Here is a 17,346-nt window from a genome sequence, read left to right on the forward strand (position 1 = left end):
TCGCCATGGCCGAACATCCCGACCTGTTTTCCGCTCCCGCCCAGGACGACCCTGGGGACCTGGGCCGCCGCGTCGCCGCGCTGCGGGCGCAGTTGCACCAATGGGCACACCAGTACTACGTACTGGATGCGCCCACCGTGCCGGATGCCGAATACGACCGCGTCTTCCAGACGCTGCAGGCGCTGGAGACGGCCCATCCCGAGCTCGTCACGCCCGACTCGCCCACGCAGCGCGTGATCGGCGCGGTGATGGAGGGCCTGACGCCCGTTCGCCACACGGTGCCGATGCTCAGCATCCGCACCGAGACCGATACCGAGGCCAGCGGCGCCGAGACGTTCGACGCCCGCGTGCGCCGGGAGCTCAAGCTCGCGCCCGATGCACCGCCGATCGAATACGTTGCCGAGCCCAAATTCGACGGCCTGGCCATGAGCCTGCGCTACGAGAACGGCCGCCTGGTACAGGCCGCCACGCGTGGCGACGGCGAAGTGGGTGAGGACGTGACCCACAACATCCGTACCATCCGCCAGATTCCCCTCACGCTGCCCACGGGCGGACGCCAGGGCGTGCCGCCTGTGCTCGAGGTGCGGGGCGAGGTCTACATGCGCCGGGCGGATTTCGACCGGCTCAACGAGCGCCAACGCGAGGCCGGCGGCAAGACTTTCGTCAACCCGCGCAACGCGGCGGCCGGCGCGGTGCGCCAGCTCGACTCGGGCATTGCCGCGCAGCGGCCCCTGAGCTTCTTCGCCTATGGGCTGGGCGACATCACTCCGGCGACAGAAGGCGGTCCCGACTTCGCGACCCATTTCGACATGCTGCAGCAGCTCAAGGCCTGGGGCTTCCCGGTCGCTGCGCAGGTGCGGACCGCGCAGGGCGCGGCCGAGCTGGTCGCTTTCCACCAGGAGGTGGGCGCGAGCCGCGACCAGTTGCCCTACGACATCGATGGGGTGGTGTACAAGGTCAACAGCCTGGCGCTGCAGCGCCAGCTGGGGTTCGTGACCCGCGAGCCGCGGTGGGCCGTGGCGCACAAGTACCCGGCGCAGGAGATGGTCACCCGCGTGGAGGGGATCGACGTGCAGGTCGGCCGCACCGGCAAGCTCACCCCCGTGGCGCGGCTGGCTCCCGTCTTCGTGGGCGGCGTCACCGTCACCAACGCCACGCTGCACAACCTGTTCGAGATCCGCAAGAAGGGCGTGCGCGTGGGCGACCAGGTCATCGTGCGCCGCGCGGGCGATGTGATCCCCGAAGTGGTGGGCACGGTGCCAACGGCCCTGCTGCCCGTGGCGGGTGCACTGCAGGGCTCCGATGCGCTGGTGGACGCCGCATCCGGGGCCGATGGCACGGCATCCGGGGCCGATGCTGCGCGTGCCGCACCGCGGTCGCCCTACGTGCCGAACTTCCGCATGCCCCGCCAGTGTCCCATCTGCGGCAGCGCGGTGGTCCGGGAGAAAGGCGAAGCCAACCACCGCTGCACCGGGGGGCTTTTCTGCCCGGCCCAGCGCAAGGAGGCGCTGCTCCACTTCGCCCAGCGCCGGGCCATGGACATCGAAGGCCTGGGGGAAAAGCTGGTGGACCAGCTGGTGGAAGGCCAGGTCATCCGCACCCTGCCGGACCTGTACCGGCTGGGCCTGACGGCGCTCAGCAGCCTGGACCGCATGGCGGAGAAATCCGCGCAGAACGTGCTGGCAGCCCTGGAGAAGTCCAAGCACACCACGCTGCCGCGCTTCCTGTTCGGCCTGGGCATCCGCCATGTGGGCGAAGCCACGGCCAAGGACCTTGCGCGCCATTTCGGCGGCCTGGACGCCATCATCGGCGCCAGCGTGGAGCAACTGCTCGAGGTGAACGACGTCGGCCCCATCGTCGCGGAGGCCATCCACACCTTCTTCGCACAGCCTCACAACCGCGAGGTGGTCGAGCAGTTGAGGGCCTGCGGCGTCACCTGGAAGGAAGGCCCGCCCGCCGAGCGCACCACCTTGCCGCTGGCCGGGAAGACCTTTGTTCTCACCGGCACGCTGCCGACCCTGAGCCGTGAGGACGCCAAGGAGCGGCTCGAAGCCGCGGGCGCGAAGGTCGCAGGGTCGGTCAGCAAGAAGACGCACTACGTCGTGGCCGGAGAAGAGGCCGGCAGCAAGCTCACCAAGGCGCAGGAGTTGGGTGTGCCGGTCCTGGACGAGGCGGGCATGCTCGCCCTCCTGCAGGGCAGCTGAGCCAGGGCGCGGAAATGGCGTGGCAGCGGGTTGGGACCCGCTGCATTTCAGGGGGTGAGGTCGCACTCCGGCAGCGCCCGGGGCCGGACAGCCTGCTTCACGTTTGCTCGAATTAATCCGCCTTGCGCGACTATCAGGCTGTTTTTATCAAATTGACGGTCGAGCTTCAGTAATCGAATGGGTATAAGCACCCAATATTCCATGATTGCCGGCGGAGCGATCGCGGCTATGATTTGGCGCTCGCACCATTTCCTGAAACAGGAAAACAAATAATACTTTCAATACGTTTGGTTGCACCATGACACGTCGAGTCACCATTCAAACGCCGCTGGGCGATGCGCTGAATTTCCGGGAGCTCAAGGGCCGGGAGGAACTGAGCCAGGTTTTCAGCCTGGACATCGACCTGCTGAGCGAGGACAAAAGCATCGACCCGAAGGCGCTGCTGGGCAAGAGCGCCACGGTGGTGGTGGAGACCGAAGGCGGCGGCCGGCGCTACCTCGACGGGATCGTCACGCGCTTCGGCACGCAGGGTCAGGACCACCGCTTCTATGCCTACCGCCTGCAGCTGCAGCCTTGGGTTTGGCTGGCCTCGCGCAAGAGCGATTTCCGGATATTCCAGAACAAGAGCGTGCCGCAGATCATCGAAGAGGTGCTGGGCGCGTACGGATATCCGATGGAAAAGAAACTCAGCCGCAGCTACCGCACGTGGGAATACTGCGTGCAATATGACGAGAGCGACCTGCAGTTCGTCTCGCGGCTGATGGAGCACGAGGGCATCTATTACTACCACCAGCATGCGCAGGGCCAGCACACCCTGACGCTGGCCGACGACATCGTGGCCTCGCACCAGCCGCTGCCCGGGGCGGCCACGATTCCCTTCCATCCGCCGGAGAAGTCGGCCACGGCGGACCGCGAGAACATCCACGCGTGGGAGCTGCACGAGGAGATCCACTCGGGCCGCTTCTACAACGACGACTACGACTTCAAGAAACCCAAGGCGGACCTGGCGAACATGCGGCAGATGCCGCCGGGGCACAGCCACGACGCCTACGAGACCTACGAGTGGCCCGGGGGCTACACGGAGTTCGGCGACGGCGAAGCGTATGCGCGGGTACGGCTGCAGGAAAACCTGAGCGGTCGCAGCACGGTGCGCGGCGAATCGCGCCACCGCTCCCTGGCCACGGGCTACCTCTTCACGCTGGAGAACTACCCGCGCGGGGACCAGAACCAGCAGTACCTCATCACTGGCCTGCAGTACCACTTCAAGGAGAACCCGCGGGTGAGCGCGGCGAACCCGGGGCAGAAGGGGACGGTGCAGGAAGAGGGCTCGTTCCAGCGGTTCACGTTGCAGGCGCAGCCCACGAGCCTGCCGTACACGCCGGCACGGGTGACGCCCAAGCCGAAGACCACGGGGCCGCAGACCGCGGTGGTGGTGGGCCCGCCGGGCGAGGAGATCTGGCCGGACCAGTACGGGCGGGTGAAGGTGCAGTTCCACTGGGACCGGCAGGGCAAGTTCGACGAGCAGTCCAGCTGCTGGATCCGGGTGTCGCACGGCTGGGCGGGGCAGAACTACGGGAGCATCTACCTGCCGCGCATAGGGCAGGAAGTGATCGTGGACTTTTTGTCCGGAGACCCGGACCAGCCGATCATCACGGGGCGGGTGTACAACGCGGACCAGATGCCGCCGTGGAAGCTGCCGGAGCACAAGACGCAGTCGGGCACGCTCACGCGCTGGAGCAAGGGAGGGGGCGGGGCGAGCATGCTGCGCTTCGAGGACCAGAAGGGGATAGAGCACCTGGAGCTGTCGAACACGTACGGCAACACGTACCTGAACATGGGGTACCTGATGCACCAGGGCACGGGGTCGCAGCGGGGGTATGGCTTCGAGCTGCGCACGGACCTGTGGGGCTCGATCCGGGCGGACAAGGGCCTGCTCATCACCACGTACAACCAGGACTTCACCTCCCGCGTCTCGGTGAACAACCCGGACGGTTTCGAGCACATGGGAGCGACGCTGGCCAACACCGCTTCGCTCATGCAGGAAGCCGGACAGGCGGTTTCCTCGGCGCAGTCCACCATCGGTACGCTCAATGCGGCGAAATCCTCGCAGATCTCCAGCCTGGGATCGGCCATCGCCGCGATCACGGGGGGCGGTGCGGGCGGAGCCGCCTCGCTCGCCAAGATGGCCTCGGCGCTTTCGGGCGATGGCGGTGGCGCGGAAACCGCCATGCCCACCGACACCGACCCTGCCATGGCCGACGCGCGCAGCCTGATGGACCTGTCGCGGGACATCACCAAGCCGGTGGTCTCGATCGTGAGCCCGGAGGGCCAGAGCCTCATCAGCCCCAAGCCCATCGTGGTCAGCTCCGGCCAGAGCACCTCGGTGCGCGCGCAGCAGCACGTGACCGTATCGAGCGGTGCGCAACTCACCCAGCTGGCCAAAAGCGGCATGCTCACCCATGTCACCGAAGGCGGGCAGACCAATATCGTCTCGGCCGGCGACGTGGCCTCCGTCGCCAAGACCGGCCACATGAACCTCGTTGCGGAGCAGAACATCACCGTGTCGTCCACGGCGCTCAACGCCCACCTGCTGGCCAAGGAAAACACCGTGGTCAGCGCGGAAACCGACACGGTCTTCGTCAGTGCGGGCAAGCACATCACCGAGGTGGCCGGCGAGAGCATCACGCTGGTGTGCGGCAAGGCGTCCATCACCCTCAAGTCCGACGGCACCATCGTGCTCAACGGCGTGAAGGGCGTCTTCAATTTCGAGGACGACCTCGATCAGTTCGGCAAGAAGATCAACCTGAATTGCTGAAAGCAGCACACCGACCAGAGAAAGCAGACCACCGCATGCGCTACCACTTCCAAGAAGGCCACATCGAAGCCCCGGACCATGTCACCGACCGCACCGTGCACCTGCTCGCGCCCACACCCGGCACGGGCGAGATGACCGTCGCCATTTCCAAGGACCTGCTCGAGGCCGGCGAAACCCCGCCGGAATTCCTGCAGCGGCAGCTCGGCGACCTGTCGCGGCAGGTCGCCAAGTTCAGCCGGGGCGAGGTGCAGCCGGCCACGCTCGGCGCGCCGGAACAGAAGATCGGCGGCTCGAAATTCACCGTGAGCTACAAGCAGCAGGGGCGCATGGTGCACCACGTGCAGTCGCTGTTCCTGCTGCCTGACAGCCGCACCGTGCTCAATCTCACCTTTTCGCTGCCGGTGCCCTTCACGGAAGAACACCTGCGGCAGGTCGATGGCGTGCTGGCCAGCTTCGTGCTGCGCCAGTGACGCCGGTGGCAAGGTAGGCCGCGAAGAACACACGACAGGAGAACAGCAGCATGGGAGGGATGGCGGCGGCGAGGCAGGCGGACGAGATAGGACACGTGTCGGTGTGGGCGAGGCTGGCGCGTGTGGGTTTGCGGCTGGCGTCGGGGATGGTGGAGACGCTGCTGGTGGCGGGGGTGGTGGCGCTGGCGGCGGGGGTGTCGGTGGCGACGATGGGGTGTGGTGCGATCCTGGCGTGCGGGTTGCTGGCGGGGTTCATCGGGGGTGCGACGGGCTGGAGCGACTACAAGGAAAAAAAGATCCAGGAGATGACCGAGGACATCGGGGAGCTGGACATCACGGGCACGCTGGGCATCCGTGGGGCGGCGACGGTGCGCATCAATGGCCGGGCTGCGATGCGGGCGGTGGCGGACGCGGCCGTGTGCCGCGACCATGGGCAGCCCAACCCGAACTTCATCGCCGAGGGCTCGGACTCGGTCTTCATCGAAACCTATCCTGCTGCCCGCAAGGGCGACAAGATGATGTGCGCCGCGCAGATCGCCAGCGGCTCGGACGACGTGCTGGTGGGGGGCAACAAGACGGCGTACCTGGAGATCGCCGACGACCGGGCGTGGTGGGAGACGGCGCTGGAGATCGGTGTGGGCCTGGCGATGGGCCGGGGCAACTTCCTGGGCAAGGTGGGGTGCCTGGCGCTGGGGGCGGTGGTGGGCATGGCGGGCGACGCGCTGGGGCGGGGCTTCCGGGCGCTGATCGGCTACCCGGTGCACCCGGCCACGGGCGGCAAGGTGCTGGACGGCAGCGAGGACACGGACTTCGTGCTGCCCGGGCCGCTGGGCATTGCCTGGCGGCGCTTCTACAGCAGCCACGACCACCGGGGCGGCACCCTGCACGGCGCGGGCTGGAGCGTGCCCTACGAGATCGAGCTGCACGTGGAGCGGACAGCTGCCGGTGCGCCGCCTTCGCGCATCACCTACGTCAACCCGCAAGGGCGGCACATCGAGCTGCCGGATGTCGGGCCGGGCACGGCGCTCTTCAACGTCGGCGAAGGCTTCACCCTGGGCTGCACGGCGGGTGGGCACTACGAGGTGGGCGAGCTCGACCACGTGGCCTGGCAGTTCGGCCCGGCGCCGCAGGAGGCGGGCAGGCATGTGCTGAAACTGCTGCGCATCCGCGACCGGTTCGGGCACTGGGTGGGGCTGCGCTACGACGGCGAGCGGCGCCTGGCGGGCATCGCGGACCACCTGGGGCGGCTGCTGCGGCTGGACTATGAGGCGGGCAGCCGGCGGCTGGTGGCGATCCACCTCGTGCAGGCGGCGCCGGGCGAGCAACTGGGCCTGCTGGCGGCCTACCGCCATGACGCGGGCGGCCAACTGGCCGAAGTGCAGGACCGCACGCGCGCGACCGTGCGGCGCTTCGCCTACGCCGAAGGCCTGATGGTGCGCCAGGAGGATGCGGCCGGCTTCGCGTGCCACTACGCGTGGGAGAGCGAAGCGGGGGCGAGCGGCCCCGAGCGCCAGGACGGTGCCCGCGGGCCCGATGGCCGGCGCCTGCGCGACCGCCGGGTGGTGCGGCACTGGACGGAGGATGGTGAGAGCTATGCCATCGCCTATGGCTTCGATGGCAGCTCCGATGGCAGCCCCGCTGGCGAGGCCGGCGGCTGGACAAGGTCAACCGACCAGCTCGGGCGCGAAGAGCGCTGGCAGTGGGACCGCTGGCACAACCTCACGGCCTACACCAACGCGCTGGGCGCCACGTGGCGGCTCGCGTGGAACGAGCGGCGCGAGCTGCTGTCGTGCACGCGGCCCTCGGGGGCGACCACCACCTTCCAGTACGACGACAACGGCATGCAGACGGGCGTGGTGGACCCGCTGGGGCGGCTCACGCGCACGCTCTGGGACAGCCGGTGGCTCGAGCCGCTGCGCACCACGGGCCCGGACGGGGCCACGTGGCGCTACGAATACGACCGCCAGGGCCTGCGGGTGCAGGAGACGGCGCCCGATGGCGGGGTGACGCGCTACGCCTACGACGCGCAGGGCCAGGTGGTGCAGATCGAGGATGCGCTGGGCGGTGCCAAGACCCTGCAGTGGAACGAGCGGGGCCTGCTGGTGCGGTACACCGACTGCTCGGGGCGCACGACGCGCTACGGCTGGGACGGCTGGGGCCAGCTGCAATCGGTGACCGATGCGCTGGGCCTGCAGACGCAGGGCGTGGTGGATGCGCGCGGGCAACTGCGCTCGCTGAGACTGCCCGACGGCAGCAGCCAGGGGTTCGAATACGACGCGGGCGGGCGGCTGGTGGAGCACACGGACGCGCTCTCGCGGGCCACGCGCTACGGGCACAACGTGCGCGGCCAACTGCTGTGGCGGCGCGACGCGCAGGGCCGGGAGATCGGGGCGGCGCACGACGGGGCGCACCGGCTCTCGGCGCTCGCCACGGAAAACGGTGGCGTCTATCGGTTCCGCTACGACGACGCGGACCGGCTGGTGGAAGAAGAGCGCCTGGACGGCACGCGGGTGGGGCTGGAGTACGACGCGGACGGGCACGTGGTGGCGGTGGTGCACCACCCGGCGCGGGGCGACGATGTGTTCCACGAACTGCAGACCCAGGCGCAGGACGGCACGCTGCGGGAAGGCCCGGCAGCCCGGAACGCTCAAACACCGCGGCGCACGGAACTGCAGCGCGACGCGCTGGGGCGGCTGGTGCAAAAGCGGGTGGGCGGCAGCGTGCTGCGCTACCGCTACGACGCGGGCGGGCGGCTGGTGGAGGCATCGCGCTGGCGGCGCCAGGCCGGGGCGCCAGCCGAAACGGACAACGAGGCGCTGGAGCTGCAGCACACCACGCGCTTCGAATACGACGTGCTGGGCCGCATCGTGGCCGAGCACGCGCAGGATGCAGCCAGCGGGCAGGTGCACACGCTGCGGCACGAACACGACGCGCTGGGCAACCGCACGCGCACGCAGCTGCCGGCGGTCACCGGCCGTGCGGGCCGGGCCGTGCTGCGGCGCAGCCTGAACTACCTGCACTACGGCTCGGGGCACCTGCACCAGATCAACCTGGGGCTGGTCGAGGAACTGGCGCAGGAAGCGCCGCAGGAAACACCAAAGGATGCGCTGCCAGGTGAAAAGCTGCAGGCCGGCGGTCTGGGTGGTGATCTGAGTGGCGGCGGCCTGGACGGCATGCTGCCCGAACCGGTGCGTGAAGTGCACCGGCTCATCGCCGACATCGAGCGCGACGCGCTGCATCGGGAGGTGCTGCGCACGCAGGGCACCTTGGCCACGCGCTACGCGCTGGACGCGCTGGGCCGGCGCACGGGCAGCTGGACACGCTCGGGCGCGGGCCTGCAGGACGCGGCGGGCGAGGACTGGCGCGCGGCATGGCAGCAGCAGGTGGAGGCGCTGGCCCAGCGCGGCCCCTCGGCGGCCGTGGGGCTGCTCAAGCAGTACCGCTACGACGCGGTGGGCGAGCTGCGCGAGAGCGTGCACAGCCACAAGGGGCGCACGAGCTGGCGCTACGACGCCACCGGGCGGGTGGAGCAGGCGCTGCGCGCAGGCCCCGGGGCGCAGCCGGGTGCGGGCGTGCAGGGCCGCTCGGAAGAAGTGTTCCGCTACGACCCGGCAGGCAACCTGCTGGATGCGAGCCTGGCATCGCGCATGGCGGCCAACGACGGGAGCCCCGGTGGACCCGGCACGGGCTCCACGGGCTACCTGCGCGACAACCTGGTGCGGGTGTACGAGGACAAGCGCTTCGCCTACGACGGCTTCGCGCGGCTGCGCGAGAAGCGCATCGGACGGCACACGGTGCAGCGCTTCGAATGGGACGACGAAGACCAGCTGGTGGCCGTGGAGACCACGCGCCAGCCGGGCACGGCCCAGGCCACGCGCCAGCGGGTGGAGTTCCGCTACGACGCGCTGGGCCGGCGCATCGCCAAGCAGGACGCGTTCGGGCGCACGGAGTTCATCTGGGAGGGCATGCGGCTGATCGAGGAGCGGCGCGGCTCCAAGGTGGTGAGCTACGTGTACGAGCCGGGCAGCTATGTGCCGCTGGCGCGCATCGATGCGGACGGGCAGCGGCTGGAGGGCAGCGGGCATGGCGGGCTGGTGGGCGGTGACGGTGCGGGCCAGGCAGGCACCCAAGGCCCTCCAGGCAGCCAAAGCAGCCGCTACGCCGCGCTGAACCCGATGGCTGCGCCCGGCAGCAGCGCGGCAGTGCATGCCGCTTCTGCCTCAGCACAAGTCGCGGCACACGCCCATGCCCAAGCCCAGAACCCGGCCGAATCCCGCCTGCGCGCCAGCGCCCAGGTGAGCTACTTCCACAACGACCCCTCGGGCCTGCCGGAAGAGGTGACGGACGAGGCCGGCGAGGTGCGCTGGCGCGCGAGCTGGCGCACCTGGGGCAGTGCGCTGGAGGAGCGCTGGGAGGCCGTGCGTATCGACGGCAGCGCCATTCCCGCGGTGCAGCAGCGGCACAGGAACGAGGACACGCTGGAGCAGAACCTGCGCCTGCAGGGCCAGTACCTGGACCGCGAGACGGGGCTGCACTACAACACCTTCCGGTACTACGACCCGGATGTGGGGCGGTTCATCAGTCCGGATCCGATCGGGCTGGCGGGTGGACTCAACCTGCAGCGGTATGCGGCCAACCCCATATCGTGGATCGATCCGCTGGGTCACGAAAATTATGTGATTATTGGGGAAGGGCAGGATGCCGTAAATAAATATGCAAAAATCATGTCGGACAACCCAAACCTCAAGGGGCATGAATTCAGAACGATTCAGGATGACTGGAAGCCGATGATGAAAAAGTCCGGAGCAAGCCGCCTGGAGTTCGGCAGCGCGGAATGGGAGCGCAAGGCAATTCAGGCGAATGTTGACTGGATCAAGGACAGACATGCCGAAGGGTATAAATTCATCGACATTGGCGAAGACGGATCTCCAAACAGAAGTTCTTTCTACAAGGCAGAGAAGGACGCGCTCTCTGCGCTGGGTGTAAAACCCATGAAGGGGAACTCCACTCACATCGCAGCAGCCCGGGCAGCTGCGAAACCCAGTGGAAGACCGCCGTCAAAAACAGGATGCTGAAATGCTGGATTTCTCTGAAGATGGTTTTGAGACTTATATTCATGTGCCCATCCACCCGGACCGGGAGCCCATGATGAATAACTATTATCGCCGCGTCCTGGGATTTTCGGGTGAGTACAGTGAATTCTGGGTGCGGGAGGACGGTTCGCTGAGGCTTCAGTTCAAGGACGTCAAAAATATCGATGAAATCAACAGGCTTGGAGCCCCCTCCCTCGCGAGCATCTTCATGCCGGGCGACTTCATTGGCCTTTGCGATCGCTGGGTGCGTGCCGGGGCGAAAATCGAACTGCTCCTCCTCGATCCGGTCGGTTTCACTGCTGTTGTCGTTGATCCTGCAATGAACCGCCTCGAATTCAGAGGCGACAACAATCCCGGAAATTCAGATATCGATATAAGCGCCTGGGATTTTTTCAGAAGTCTCTGATGGCGGGTTGTGCAGGTAAAGCTGTAAACCGGATGACAGGTTCGGAGCGGGGTTGGATTTTTGATGATTTCATCCATTTTTCCCAATCTGTTTTTTCCAGATGCCGGGCTGTTGGTTCGATTCTACGTTGTGGAGCTGTCGCTTTTTGAAGTTTCAATCGATTATGGAATGGACTCATGTTTGATCGTCGCGAAAGGCAATCCGCATTTTGGATTGGTTGTTTCCGAGGGCGATCCAGCTCCTGTTTCTTCCCGGCCCCTGTTCACCATGGGCGTGACAGAAATCGAGACTCTTTTCCACAGGCTGGCGAATTTCAATTTCTCGACAGGGAGCGAATTGCTGACAAAGCGATCCCTCTTCGAGTGGCCTCTGGGCCAGAGCATGACCTTGAAGGATCCCGCGGGCAATATTTTTATTATCGAACGCCCTTACGCTGCCTGATGTGCTGAAGCATCGCCACCGTCACCGCCACGCTGAGTACGCTCAAAATGGCGGTGGCAGGGGATACTGCCACCAGCGGCGAAACCAGCTGATGAATTCCCCGCATCGCCCGTCACCCCACAGCCCAGGAGTTCCTGTCCATGCCGTCATCCATTTCACCGGACCTCATCACCGCCCTGGCGCCCACCGGCCGGCTCCGCGCTTCCATCAACCTGGGCAACCCCCTGCTCGCCCATCGGAAGACCGATGGCGAGCCGGACGGGGTGTCCGTGGACCTCGCCCGTGGATTCGCACGCCAACTGGGCGTGGAGCCTGAGTGGCTGGTGTTCGACAAGGCGGCCGAATCGGTCCAGGCTGTCAGGCAGGGCCAGGCGGACATCGGCTTCTTCGCGGTGGACCCACTGCGCGGCGAGGGCATCGCCTTCACCGCGCCCTACGTGCTGATCGAGGGCGCCTATCTGGTGCGGGACGGCTCGCCCATCACGGACAACGCGCAGGTGGACCAGGCCGGGACGACGGTCGCGGTGGGGCAGGGGAGTGCCTACGACCTTTTCCTGACGCGTGAACTGAAGGCTGCGCAGATCGTGCGCGCAGCCAATTCCCAGGCGGTGGTGGATACTTTCCTGGCGCAATCGCTCGACGTGGCTGCGGGCGTGAGGCAGCAACTGGAGGCCGATGCGCGGCAGCACGCAGGACTTCGCCTGCTGCCAGGGCGGTTCATGGTGATCCAGCAGGCCATGGGCCTGCCCGGGGACCGCCCGGAAACGGCCGTGCGGTACCTGCGGGATTTCGTGGAAGAAATGAAGGCCCGGGGTTTCGTGGCAGAAGCACTGAAGCGGCATGGAGTGCAGGGCGCGTCGGTCGCCCCTGCGGCAGCGGCCACTTGATCCTCTGGCGCCTGCATTCCCGCTGCGATGGGCAGCCGGCCGACATGGGGCTGCTGCCCGTGCCGACAGCCAGGTGTGGCCATGGCGCTGCAGGATGGGCGTTTTGCTTCAAGGAGAACCGCCGTGCGATTCCTGTCGCTCCTTCAACCCGTCCCGTCCCCTCGCCGCGCTCGCCTCGCCCTGGCTGCCATGATGCTGGCCTGTTCGGCGGCCGGGCCCGTCCTGGCCCAGCAGACGGCGCAGCCGTCCCGACCCACATCGGCGCCCTTGCCGGAGAAGAAGACCCAGGGTGCCTTGCGCTACACCTGCGGCGGTATCGGCCTGGACGAGTCCACGGCCATGCGCGCCGCGATGAAGGACCATCCCCTGTCGCTGCTCTTCGCGGCGGGTGGCGGCGACTATCTGGCGGACGTGCAGGTGAAACTGGTTCCGCAGGGCTGGGGCGATGCCGGGGCGCTTGCTTTCACCGCCACCGGCCCGGTCTGCCTGCTGGACCTGCCGGCGGGCAGCTATGAGGTGGAGGCCACTTCCGGCGGCAAGCAGAAGCGCCAGACGGTGATGGTGGACAAGGAGCCGAAAACGCTGGATTTCCGCTTCTGACGCCGAGTCACCGCGCTGCCAGCAGGTGCCGGACGATCTCCTCCCACTCCGCGGGCTCCACCGGGGTGATGGACAGGCGATTCCCGCGCTGCAGCACCCGCATGTCCGCCAGTGCCGGGCGCTCCCGCAGTTCGGCCAGGCCGACCAAGCGGGTTTTGCGCAGCGCCTGCACGTCCAGCAGCAGCCACCGGGGTCGGGCGGGCGTGGACTTGGGGTCGTAGTAGGGCGACGCCGGATCGAATTGCGTCGGGTCGGGCCGTGTGCGCGATGCGATTCGCGCGATGCCGGCGACGCCAGGTTCGGGACAGCTGGAATGGTAGAACAGTACCCCGTCGCCCACGCGCATGGCATCGCGCATGAAGTTGCGGGCCTGGTAATTGCGTACGCCGGTCCAGGGCACCGTGGCGCCGGGCGCGGCCAGCGCATCGTCGATGGAGCATTCCTCCGGCTCGGACTTCATGAGCCAGTAACGGGGCGCGCCGGGTTCGGCGTCGTCGTCGGGGGCAGGGGCGGGCGCTGTCATGGCCCGATTGTGCGCCGCCGGCCCGTACCGCCCCAGCGTGGATCACCATCGTCCGGAATGGCCAGGGGATTGCGCGACGGCTCCGACAAGGGGGCCAGCAGGGCGCGGAGGTCGTCTTCGCCGAATTTGGGCACGCCGGCGGTGTCGTGTCCCAGCACGCCGTCCGCCAGGGCCTGCTTGCGTGCCTGCAGTTCCAGCATGCGCTCCTCGATGCTGCCTTCGGCCACCAGGTGGTGGATGAAGACGGGCTTGTCCTGGCCGATGCGGTGGGCGCGGGCCGACGCCTGCTCCATCACCGCCGGATTCCACCAGGGGTCGAGATGGATCACCGTGTCGGCAGCCGTGAGGTTCAGTCCGGTGCCTCCGGCCTTCAGGCTGGCCAGCAGGATGGGGGCCGAACCTTCTGCGGACGGATCCTGGAACCGGCGCACCACGGATGCGCGCTGGCGTGGCGCGGTGGCGCCTGTCAGCGCCAGCCAGGGCAGGCGCAGCATGTCCAACCGCTGTCCTGCGAGTTCCAGCATGCCCGTGAACTGCGAGAACACCAGCACCCGCCGTCCTTCGGCGACCAGCGGGGGCAGCAATTCGGCCAGCCGGTCCAGCTTGGCGCTTTCCATGCCGGAGGCGTCCGGCAGCCCTTTCACCAGGCGAGGATCGCAGCAGACCTGCCGCAGCTTGAGCAGCGCATCCAGGATGGTGATGAGGCCGCCTTCGAAGCCCTGGCGCTCCAGCACGCGCCGGACCTGCTTGTCCGCGCCGGTGCGCACCGCCTCATAAAGTTCGCGCTGCCGGCCCTGGAGCGCCACGCGCTCGGTGATGGTGGTGCGCGGCGGCAGCTCCGGTGCCACATCGTCCTTGCGGCGACGCAGTATGAAGGGCCGCACGCGCAGCGCCAGCAACTCGGCGCGCAGGGTTTCGCCGTTCTCCTCGATGGGTTTGCGCCAGCGTTGCGCGAAGCTGCGCGCGTTGCCGAGAAAGCCGGGCATGAGGAAGTCGAAATGCGTCCAGAGCTCGCCCAGGTGGTTTTCCAGCGGCGTTCCGGTCAGGCACAGCAGATGGTCCGCGCGCAGCCGGCGCAGCACGCGTGCACCCCGGCTGCCTGCATTCTTGGCCATTTGCGCCTCATCGAGGATGAGCAGGTGCCAGGCCTGCGCCGCCAGGGCATCGGCATCCCGCCAGAGCAGGGGATAGGTGGTGAGGACGAGGTCGCTGGCGGCCGCGCGCGGAAAGTCGCGGGCCCGGTCGGGGCCGTGCAACGCCAGCACGCTCAGGCCGGGTGCCATGCGCGCGGCCTCGGCCTGCCAGTTGAAGAGCAGGGAGGTCGGCACGACCACCAGCGCCGGCCGCCGCAGCCGGCCCGCTTCCTTTTCCGCCAGCACGTGCGCCAGGGCCTGCGCGGTCTTGCCCAGGCCCATGTCGTCCGCGAGGATGCCGCCCAGGCCCTGGGCGCGAAGGTACTGCAGCCAGGCCAGCCCTTCGCGCTGGTAGGGGCGCAGGGTGACGGCCAGGCCGACCGGCTCCGGTACCGGCTGTGGCGTGCCCTCATCCCGCAGCCGCTGCGCGAGTTGGGCGAGTCCTGCGTCGCCCAGCAGTTGCCAGCCGAGATCGTGCCCGGTGTGTGCCTGCCGGCGCGCCACGCGGCCGGACTGGTCCAGGGCCGCACGCAGCGCCTCGATGCGCCGTGCTTCCCATGCGCCGAGCCGAAACGGATCGCCTGGCCGCCGCTGGTGCAGGGCCGGGTCGGTGAGCAGATCCACCATGGCTCCCACGATGGCCTTGAGCGGCGCGGCGGGCGCATCGATGCGGCGGCCACCGGGCGCGCGCAGCTGGACCGTGGAGTGGTCATCGATCGCCGCCAGCGCGCGGGCATCCAGCCATCGGTGATCACGGCGCAACAGATCGGCCACCATGGGCGCCAGATCCAGGGTTTCCCCGTCGATGTCCACACCCAGGCTCAGCAGCCACGCCCCTTCACGCTCCGGCAGCCGCAGCTTCTGCACGGGCCGCGCGCGCGGCGCCACGGTATCGGCCTCCCTTCCGAGCACCTCGCCCGTGGTGGGGTCCAGGATGAGCCGCCAGCGCAATACGGGCGTACTTTCATGGGCGAACCCGGGGGCCACCACCACCGACCACCCGGTGGCCCGCAGGCGCGGTACCACATCGGCCCAGAAGTCGCCGAAAGCCGCTTCCTGCGGCAGTGTCCATGCCGGCCCTGGAGGTATGGCGGCCACCGCAGAGCCGTCTGGCCCAGGGACCTCTTCCGCCAGCGCACTGCCCACGAGGCCCAGTGTGTCGCCCGGCCCGCGCCATTGCAGCCGATCCGCGGGGACCGGCACGAGCCCCGTATCGCGCAGGGCGTCCATGGCATCGGCCTCGGCATGCACATCGCGGTGCAGCCACCCGCTTGCGGCGCCCGGCACCGCCACGCACGCAGGCGGTCGCGTATTGAGGATGCTGGTGGGGGCGGGCACCGTCCACAGGGATCCATCCCCCAGCCGGTAGGTCCAGTCCACCCAGGCCAGCGTCACCTGGCCACCCCGGGGGCCGATGCCGCCATGCGCCCGCATGCCCAGCAGCCCGTCGCCACGGCCCAGCGTGCGCAGGGTGAGCCGGGGCTGGAATGTGGGCCCGCCCTCCAAAGCTTCCGCGCCGAGCGATGCGCCCGGCGCGTCCACCCAGGCCTGCACGGCGGAGTCATCCGGCGCGGTGGAGGATGGAGTGGACGGCAGCGGCGCGCCGGGAGGACGGGGCATGGCCGCATTGTGCAGCCGGGCCAGGGTGCCTGGGCCCCCCCCGGGGCCGCCTCAATGCTCTGGCGGCGCACCCTCGCCGGGGGCGGGCAGCAGCAGTCCTGCAGCCTTGGCCACCTGCACGCAGTCGCGCAGGTGGAGTTCGCCCAGGTAGCGCAGCGTGGCGTAGCCCAGGGCGGCGGATACGGCCTGGCCCGCCAGGGGTACGAACTTGGCTGCCTGCTGGGCCGTCAGGCGCACCCCGATGAGGCGCAAGGCGCGCATCACCAGTTCCCGCGTGACGATGCGGCCGATCAGTGCGGAGCCCACCATGCCCACGGCCTTTTGCACCTGCTCGCGCTTGTGCGGCGTGAGCCGGTCGATCTGTTCGGGCGTGAGGCCGAACTCGGCGTTGATTTCCGGGATGAGGCGGGTGAGCAGGGCCGCGTCCACCGCCCAGTCGAGGCCGGGTACGGGCACGACGCCGGCCGCGGCGGCCATGAGGGCGCGGCGATGGAGGAGCTTCCGGCTTCTCCGCACCGCCGATTCCAGCGCAGGATGGCCGCTGGCCATGGCGCGGGCATCCGGTGCCGGAGCGGGCCCGGCGGCCCGTGTGGAGTCGCGGGAAGTGGAGGGAGACGGACCGGCCATTGTCTGGTGGTGCAGCGGCCGGTTCAGGATTTGCTGCGGATCATGCCGTAGAGCACCAGCAGCACGATGGCGCCGACGATGGAGGCGATCCACCCGGCGGCTTCACCCTGCTGGTACCAGCCCATGGCGACACCCACGTAGGTGGCCAGGAAGGAGCCTGCCACGCCGAGCAGGGACGTCATGATCCAGCCGAGCTTGTCATCTCCCGGCTTGAGGGCACGGGCGAGCAGACCGACGACGAGCCCGACGAGCAGGGTACCGATCAGGGAAAACATGGCGTGTGATCGCTTTCGATGGAAAAAGAGGACGGAAGGAGGGCCCGCACGCGTTGCCGCGTGCCTGCACTTCAATCTACCCGGCCCGGCAGTACCATCGTGTCGGACAAGGCGCATAGCGGCCGATGAAGGCTTTCCGTCGAATTTCGGATGCCCGGATGTGGTGCGGTGTCGGAGCCTTCCCACATCCGAACGGGAGGCCTTCCGGTGGCTGGGGACGGGGCGGCTGTCTATCGTTTGAACCAGTGCAGA

The 17,346-nt window shown here is 68.2% G+C and carries 12 protein-coding genes; 8 read left to right on the top strand and 4 right to left on the bottom strand.

The window, feature by feature from the left end; genetic code table 11:
• Positions 1-5: 5 nt before the first annotated feature.
• The 8 genes from ligA (at position 6) to ACGHC0_RS12795 (ending at position 12,916) form a co-directional block, all read left to right on the top strand.
• Positions 6-2,204, top strand: coding sequence for an NAD-dependent DNA ligase LigA (gene ligA / locus ACGHC0_RS12760; RefSeq protein ID WP_415265752.1), 2,199 nt, complete (start codon positions 6-8; stop codon positions 2,202-2,204).
• Between the two features lie 298 nt (positions 2,205-2,502).
• Complete coding sequence (locus tag ACGHC0_RS12765) at positions 2,503-5,019, top strand: type VI secretion system Vgr family protein (protein ID WP_415265753.1); 2,517 nt, start codon at positions 2,503-2,505, stop codon at positions 5,017-5,019.
• A gap of 35 nt (positions 5,020-5,054) precedes the next feature.
• Positions 5,055-5,489 (top strand): DUF1795 domain-containing protein, encoded by a 435-nt coding sequence (locus ACGHC0_RS12770; protein WP_368355543.1) that lies wholly within the window; start codon positions 5,055-5,057, stop codon positions 5,487-5,489.
• Between the two features lie 50 nt (positions 5,490-5,539).
• Complete coding sequence (locus tag ACGHC0_RS12775; RefSeq protein ID WP_415265754.1) at positions 5,540-10,564, top strand: RHS repeat-associated core domain-containing protein; 5,025 nt, start codon at positions 5,540-5,542, stop codon at positions 10,562-10,564.
• Position 10,565: 1 nt separating this feature from the next.
• Entirely contained in the window at positions 10,566-10,988 is a 423-nt protein-coding gene (locus tag ACGHC0_RS12780) for a hypothetical protein (RefSeq protein ID WP_415265755.1), read from the top strand.
• Positions 10,989-11,051: 63 nt separating this feature from the next.
• Positions 11,052-11,429 (top strand): hypothetical protein, encoded by a 378-nt coding sequence (locus tag ACGHC0_RS12785; protein WP_415265756.1) that lies wholly within the window; start codon positions 11,052-11,054, stop codon positions 11,427-11,429.
• A 140-nt stretch (positions 11,430-11,569) separates the two neighbouring features.
• The gene (locus ACGHC0_RS12790) at positions 11,570-12,316 is read left to right on the top strand and encodes an ABC transporter substrate-binding protein (RefSeq protein WP_415265757.1); all 747 of its coding nucleotides are present in this window, start codon (positions 11,570-11,572) and stop codon (positions 12,314-12,316) included.
• Between the two features lie 123 nt (positions 12,317-12,439).
• Positions 12,440-12,916, top strand: a complete 477-nt coding sequence (locus tag ACGHC0_RS12795; RefSeq protein WP_368355548.1) for a carboxypeptidase regulatory-like domain-containing protein — start codon at positions 12,440-12,442, stop codon at positions 12,914-12,916.
• Between the two features lie 7 nt (positions 12,917-12,923).
• Here the strand turns inward: ACGHC0_RS12795 and ACGHC0_RS12800 are convergent, their stop codons facing one another.
• From ACGHC0_RS12800 to ACGHC0_RS12815, 4 genes are all read right to left on the bottom strand, one after another.
• Positions 12,924-13,439 carry an EVE domain-containing protein gene (locus tag ACGHC0_RS12800; protein ID WP_415265758.1) on the bottom strand — a complete coding sequence of 172 codons (516 nt, stop codon included), beginning with the start codon at positions 13,437-13,439 and terminating at the stop codon, positions 12,924-12,926.
• Positions 13,436-16,192: a DEAD/DEAH box helicase gene (locus ACGHC0_RS12805; RefSeq protein WP_415265759.1), complete on the bottom strand. Its 2,757-nt coding sequence runs from the start codon at positions 16,190-16,192 to the stop codon at positions 13,436-13,438. The genes ACGHC0_RS12800 and ACGHC0_RS12805 overlap by 4 nt, the downstream gene beginning before the upstream one ends.
• A 51-nt stretch (positions 16,193-16,243) precedes the next feature.
• Positions 16,244-16,741 carry a hypothetical protein gene (locus ACGHC0_RS12810; RefSeq protein ID WP_368355637.1) on the bottom strand — a complete coding sequence of 166 codons (498 nt, stop codon included), beginning with the start codon at positions 16,739-16,741 and terminating at the stop codon, positions 16,244-16,246.
• 101 nt (positions 16,742-16,842) lie between these two features.
• A complete protein-coding gene (locus ACGHC0_RS12815; RefSeq protein WP_013594825.1) occupies positions 16,843-17,094 on the bottom strand; it encodes a GlsB/YeaQ/YmgE family stress response membrane protein in 252 nt (83 codons plus the stop codon).
• Positions 17,095-17,346 lie beyond the last annotated feature (252 nt).

The sequence above is a fragment of the Acidovorax sacchari genome, assembly GCF_042847045.1.
GTDB lineage: Bacteria > Pseudomonadota > Gammaproteobacteria > Burkholderiales > Burkholderiaceae_C > Paracidovorax > Paracidovorax sacchari.

Excerpts from the sequence above, each read along its gene's own strand:
- ACGHC0_RS12770 (WP_368355543.1), top strand. The coding sequence starts at position 5,055 with ATGCGCTACCACTTCCAAGAAGGCCACATCGAAGCCCCGGACCATGTC.
- ACGHC0_RS12805 (WP_415265759.1), bottom strand. The coding sequence starts at position 16,192 with ATGCCCCGTCCTCCCGGCGCGCCGCTGCCGTCCACTCCATCCTCCACC.
- ACGHC0_RS12780 (WP_415265755.1), top strand. The coding sequence starts at position 10,566 with ATGCTGGATTTCTCTGAAGATGGTTTTGAGACTTATATTCATGTGCCC.
- ACGHC0_RS12765 (WP_415265753.1), top strand. The coding sequence starts at position 2,503 with ATGACACGTCGAGTCACCATTCAAACGCCGCTGGGCGATGCGCTGAAT.
- ACGHC0_RS12810 (WP_368355637.1), bottom strand. The coding sequence starts at position 16,741 with ATGGCCAGCGGCCATCCTGCGCTGGAATCGGCGGTGCGGAGAAGCCGG.
- ACGHC0_RS12785 (WP_415265756.1), top strand. The coding sequence starts at position 11,052 with ATGATTTCATCCATTTTTCCCAATCTGTTTTTTCCAGATGCCGGGCTG.
- ACGHC0_RS12815 (WP_013594825.1), bottom strand. The coding sequence starts at position 17,094 with ATGTTTTCCCTGATCGGTACCCTGCTCGTCGGGCTCGTCGTCGGTCTG.
- ACGHC0_RS12800 (WP_415265758.1), bottom strand. The coding sequence starts at position 13,439 with ATGACAGCGCCCGCCCCTGCCCCCGACGACGACGCCGAACCCGGCGCG.
- ligA (WP_415265752.1), top strand. The coding sequence starts at position 6 with ATGGCCGAACATCCCGACCTGTTTTCCGCTCCCGCCCAGGACGACCCT.
- ACGHC0_RS12790 (WP_415265757.1), top strand. The coding sequence starts at position 11,570 with ATGCCGTCATCCATTTCACCGGACCTCATCACCGCCCTGGCGCCCACC.
- ACGHC0_RS12775 (WP_415265754.1), top strand. The coding sequence starts at position 5,540 with ATGGGAGGGATGGCGGCGGCGAGGCAGGCGGACGAGATAGGACACGTG.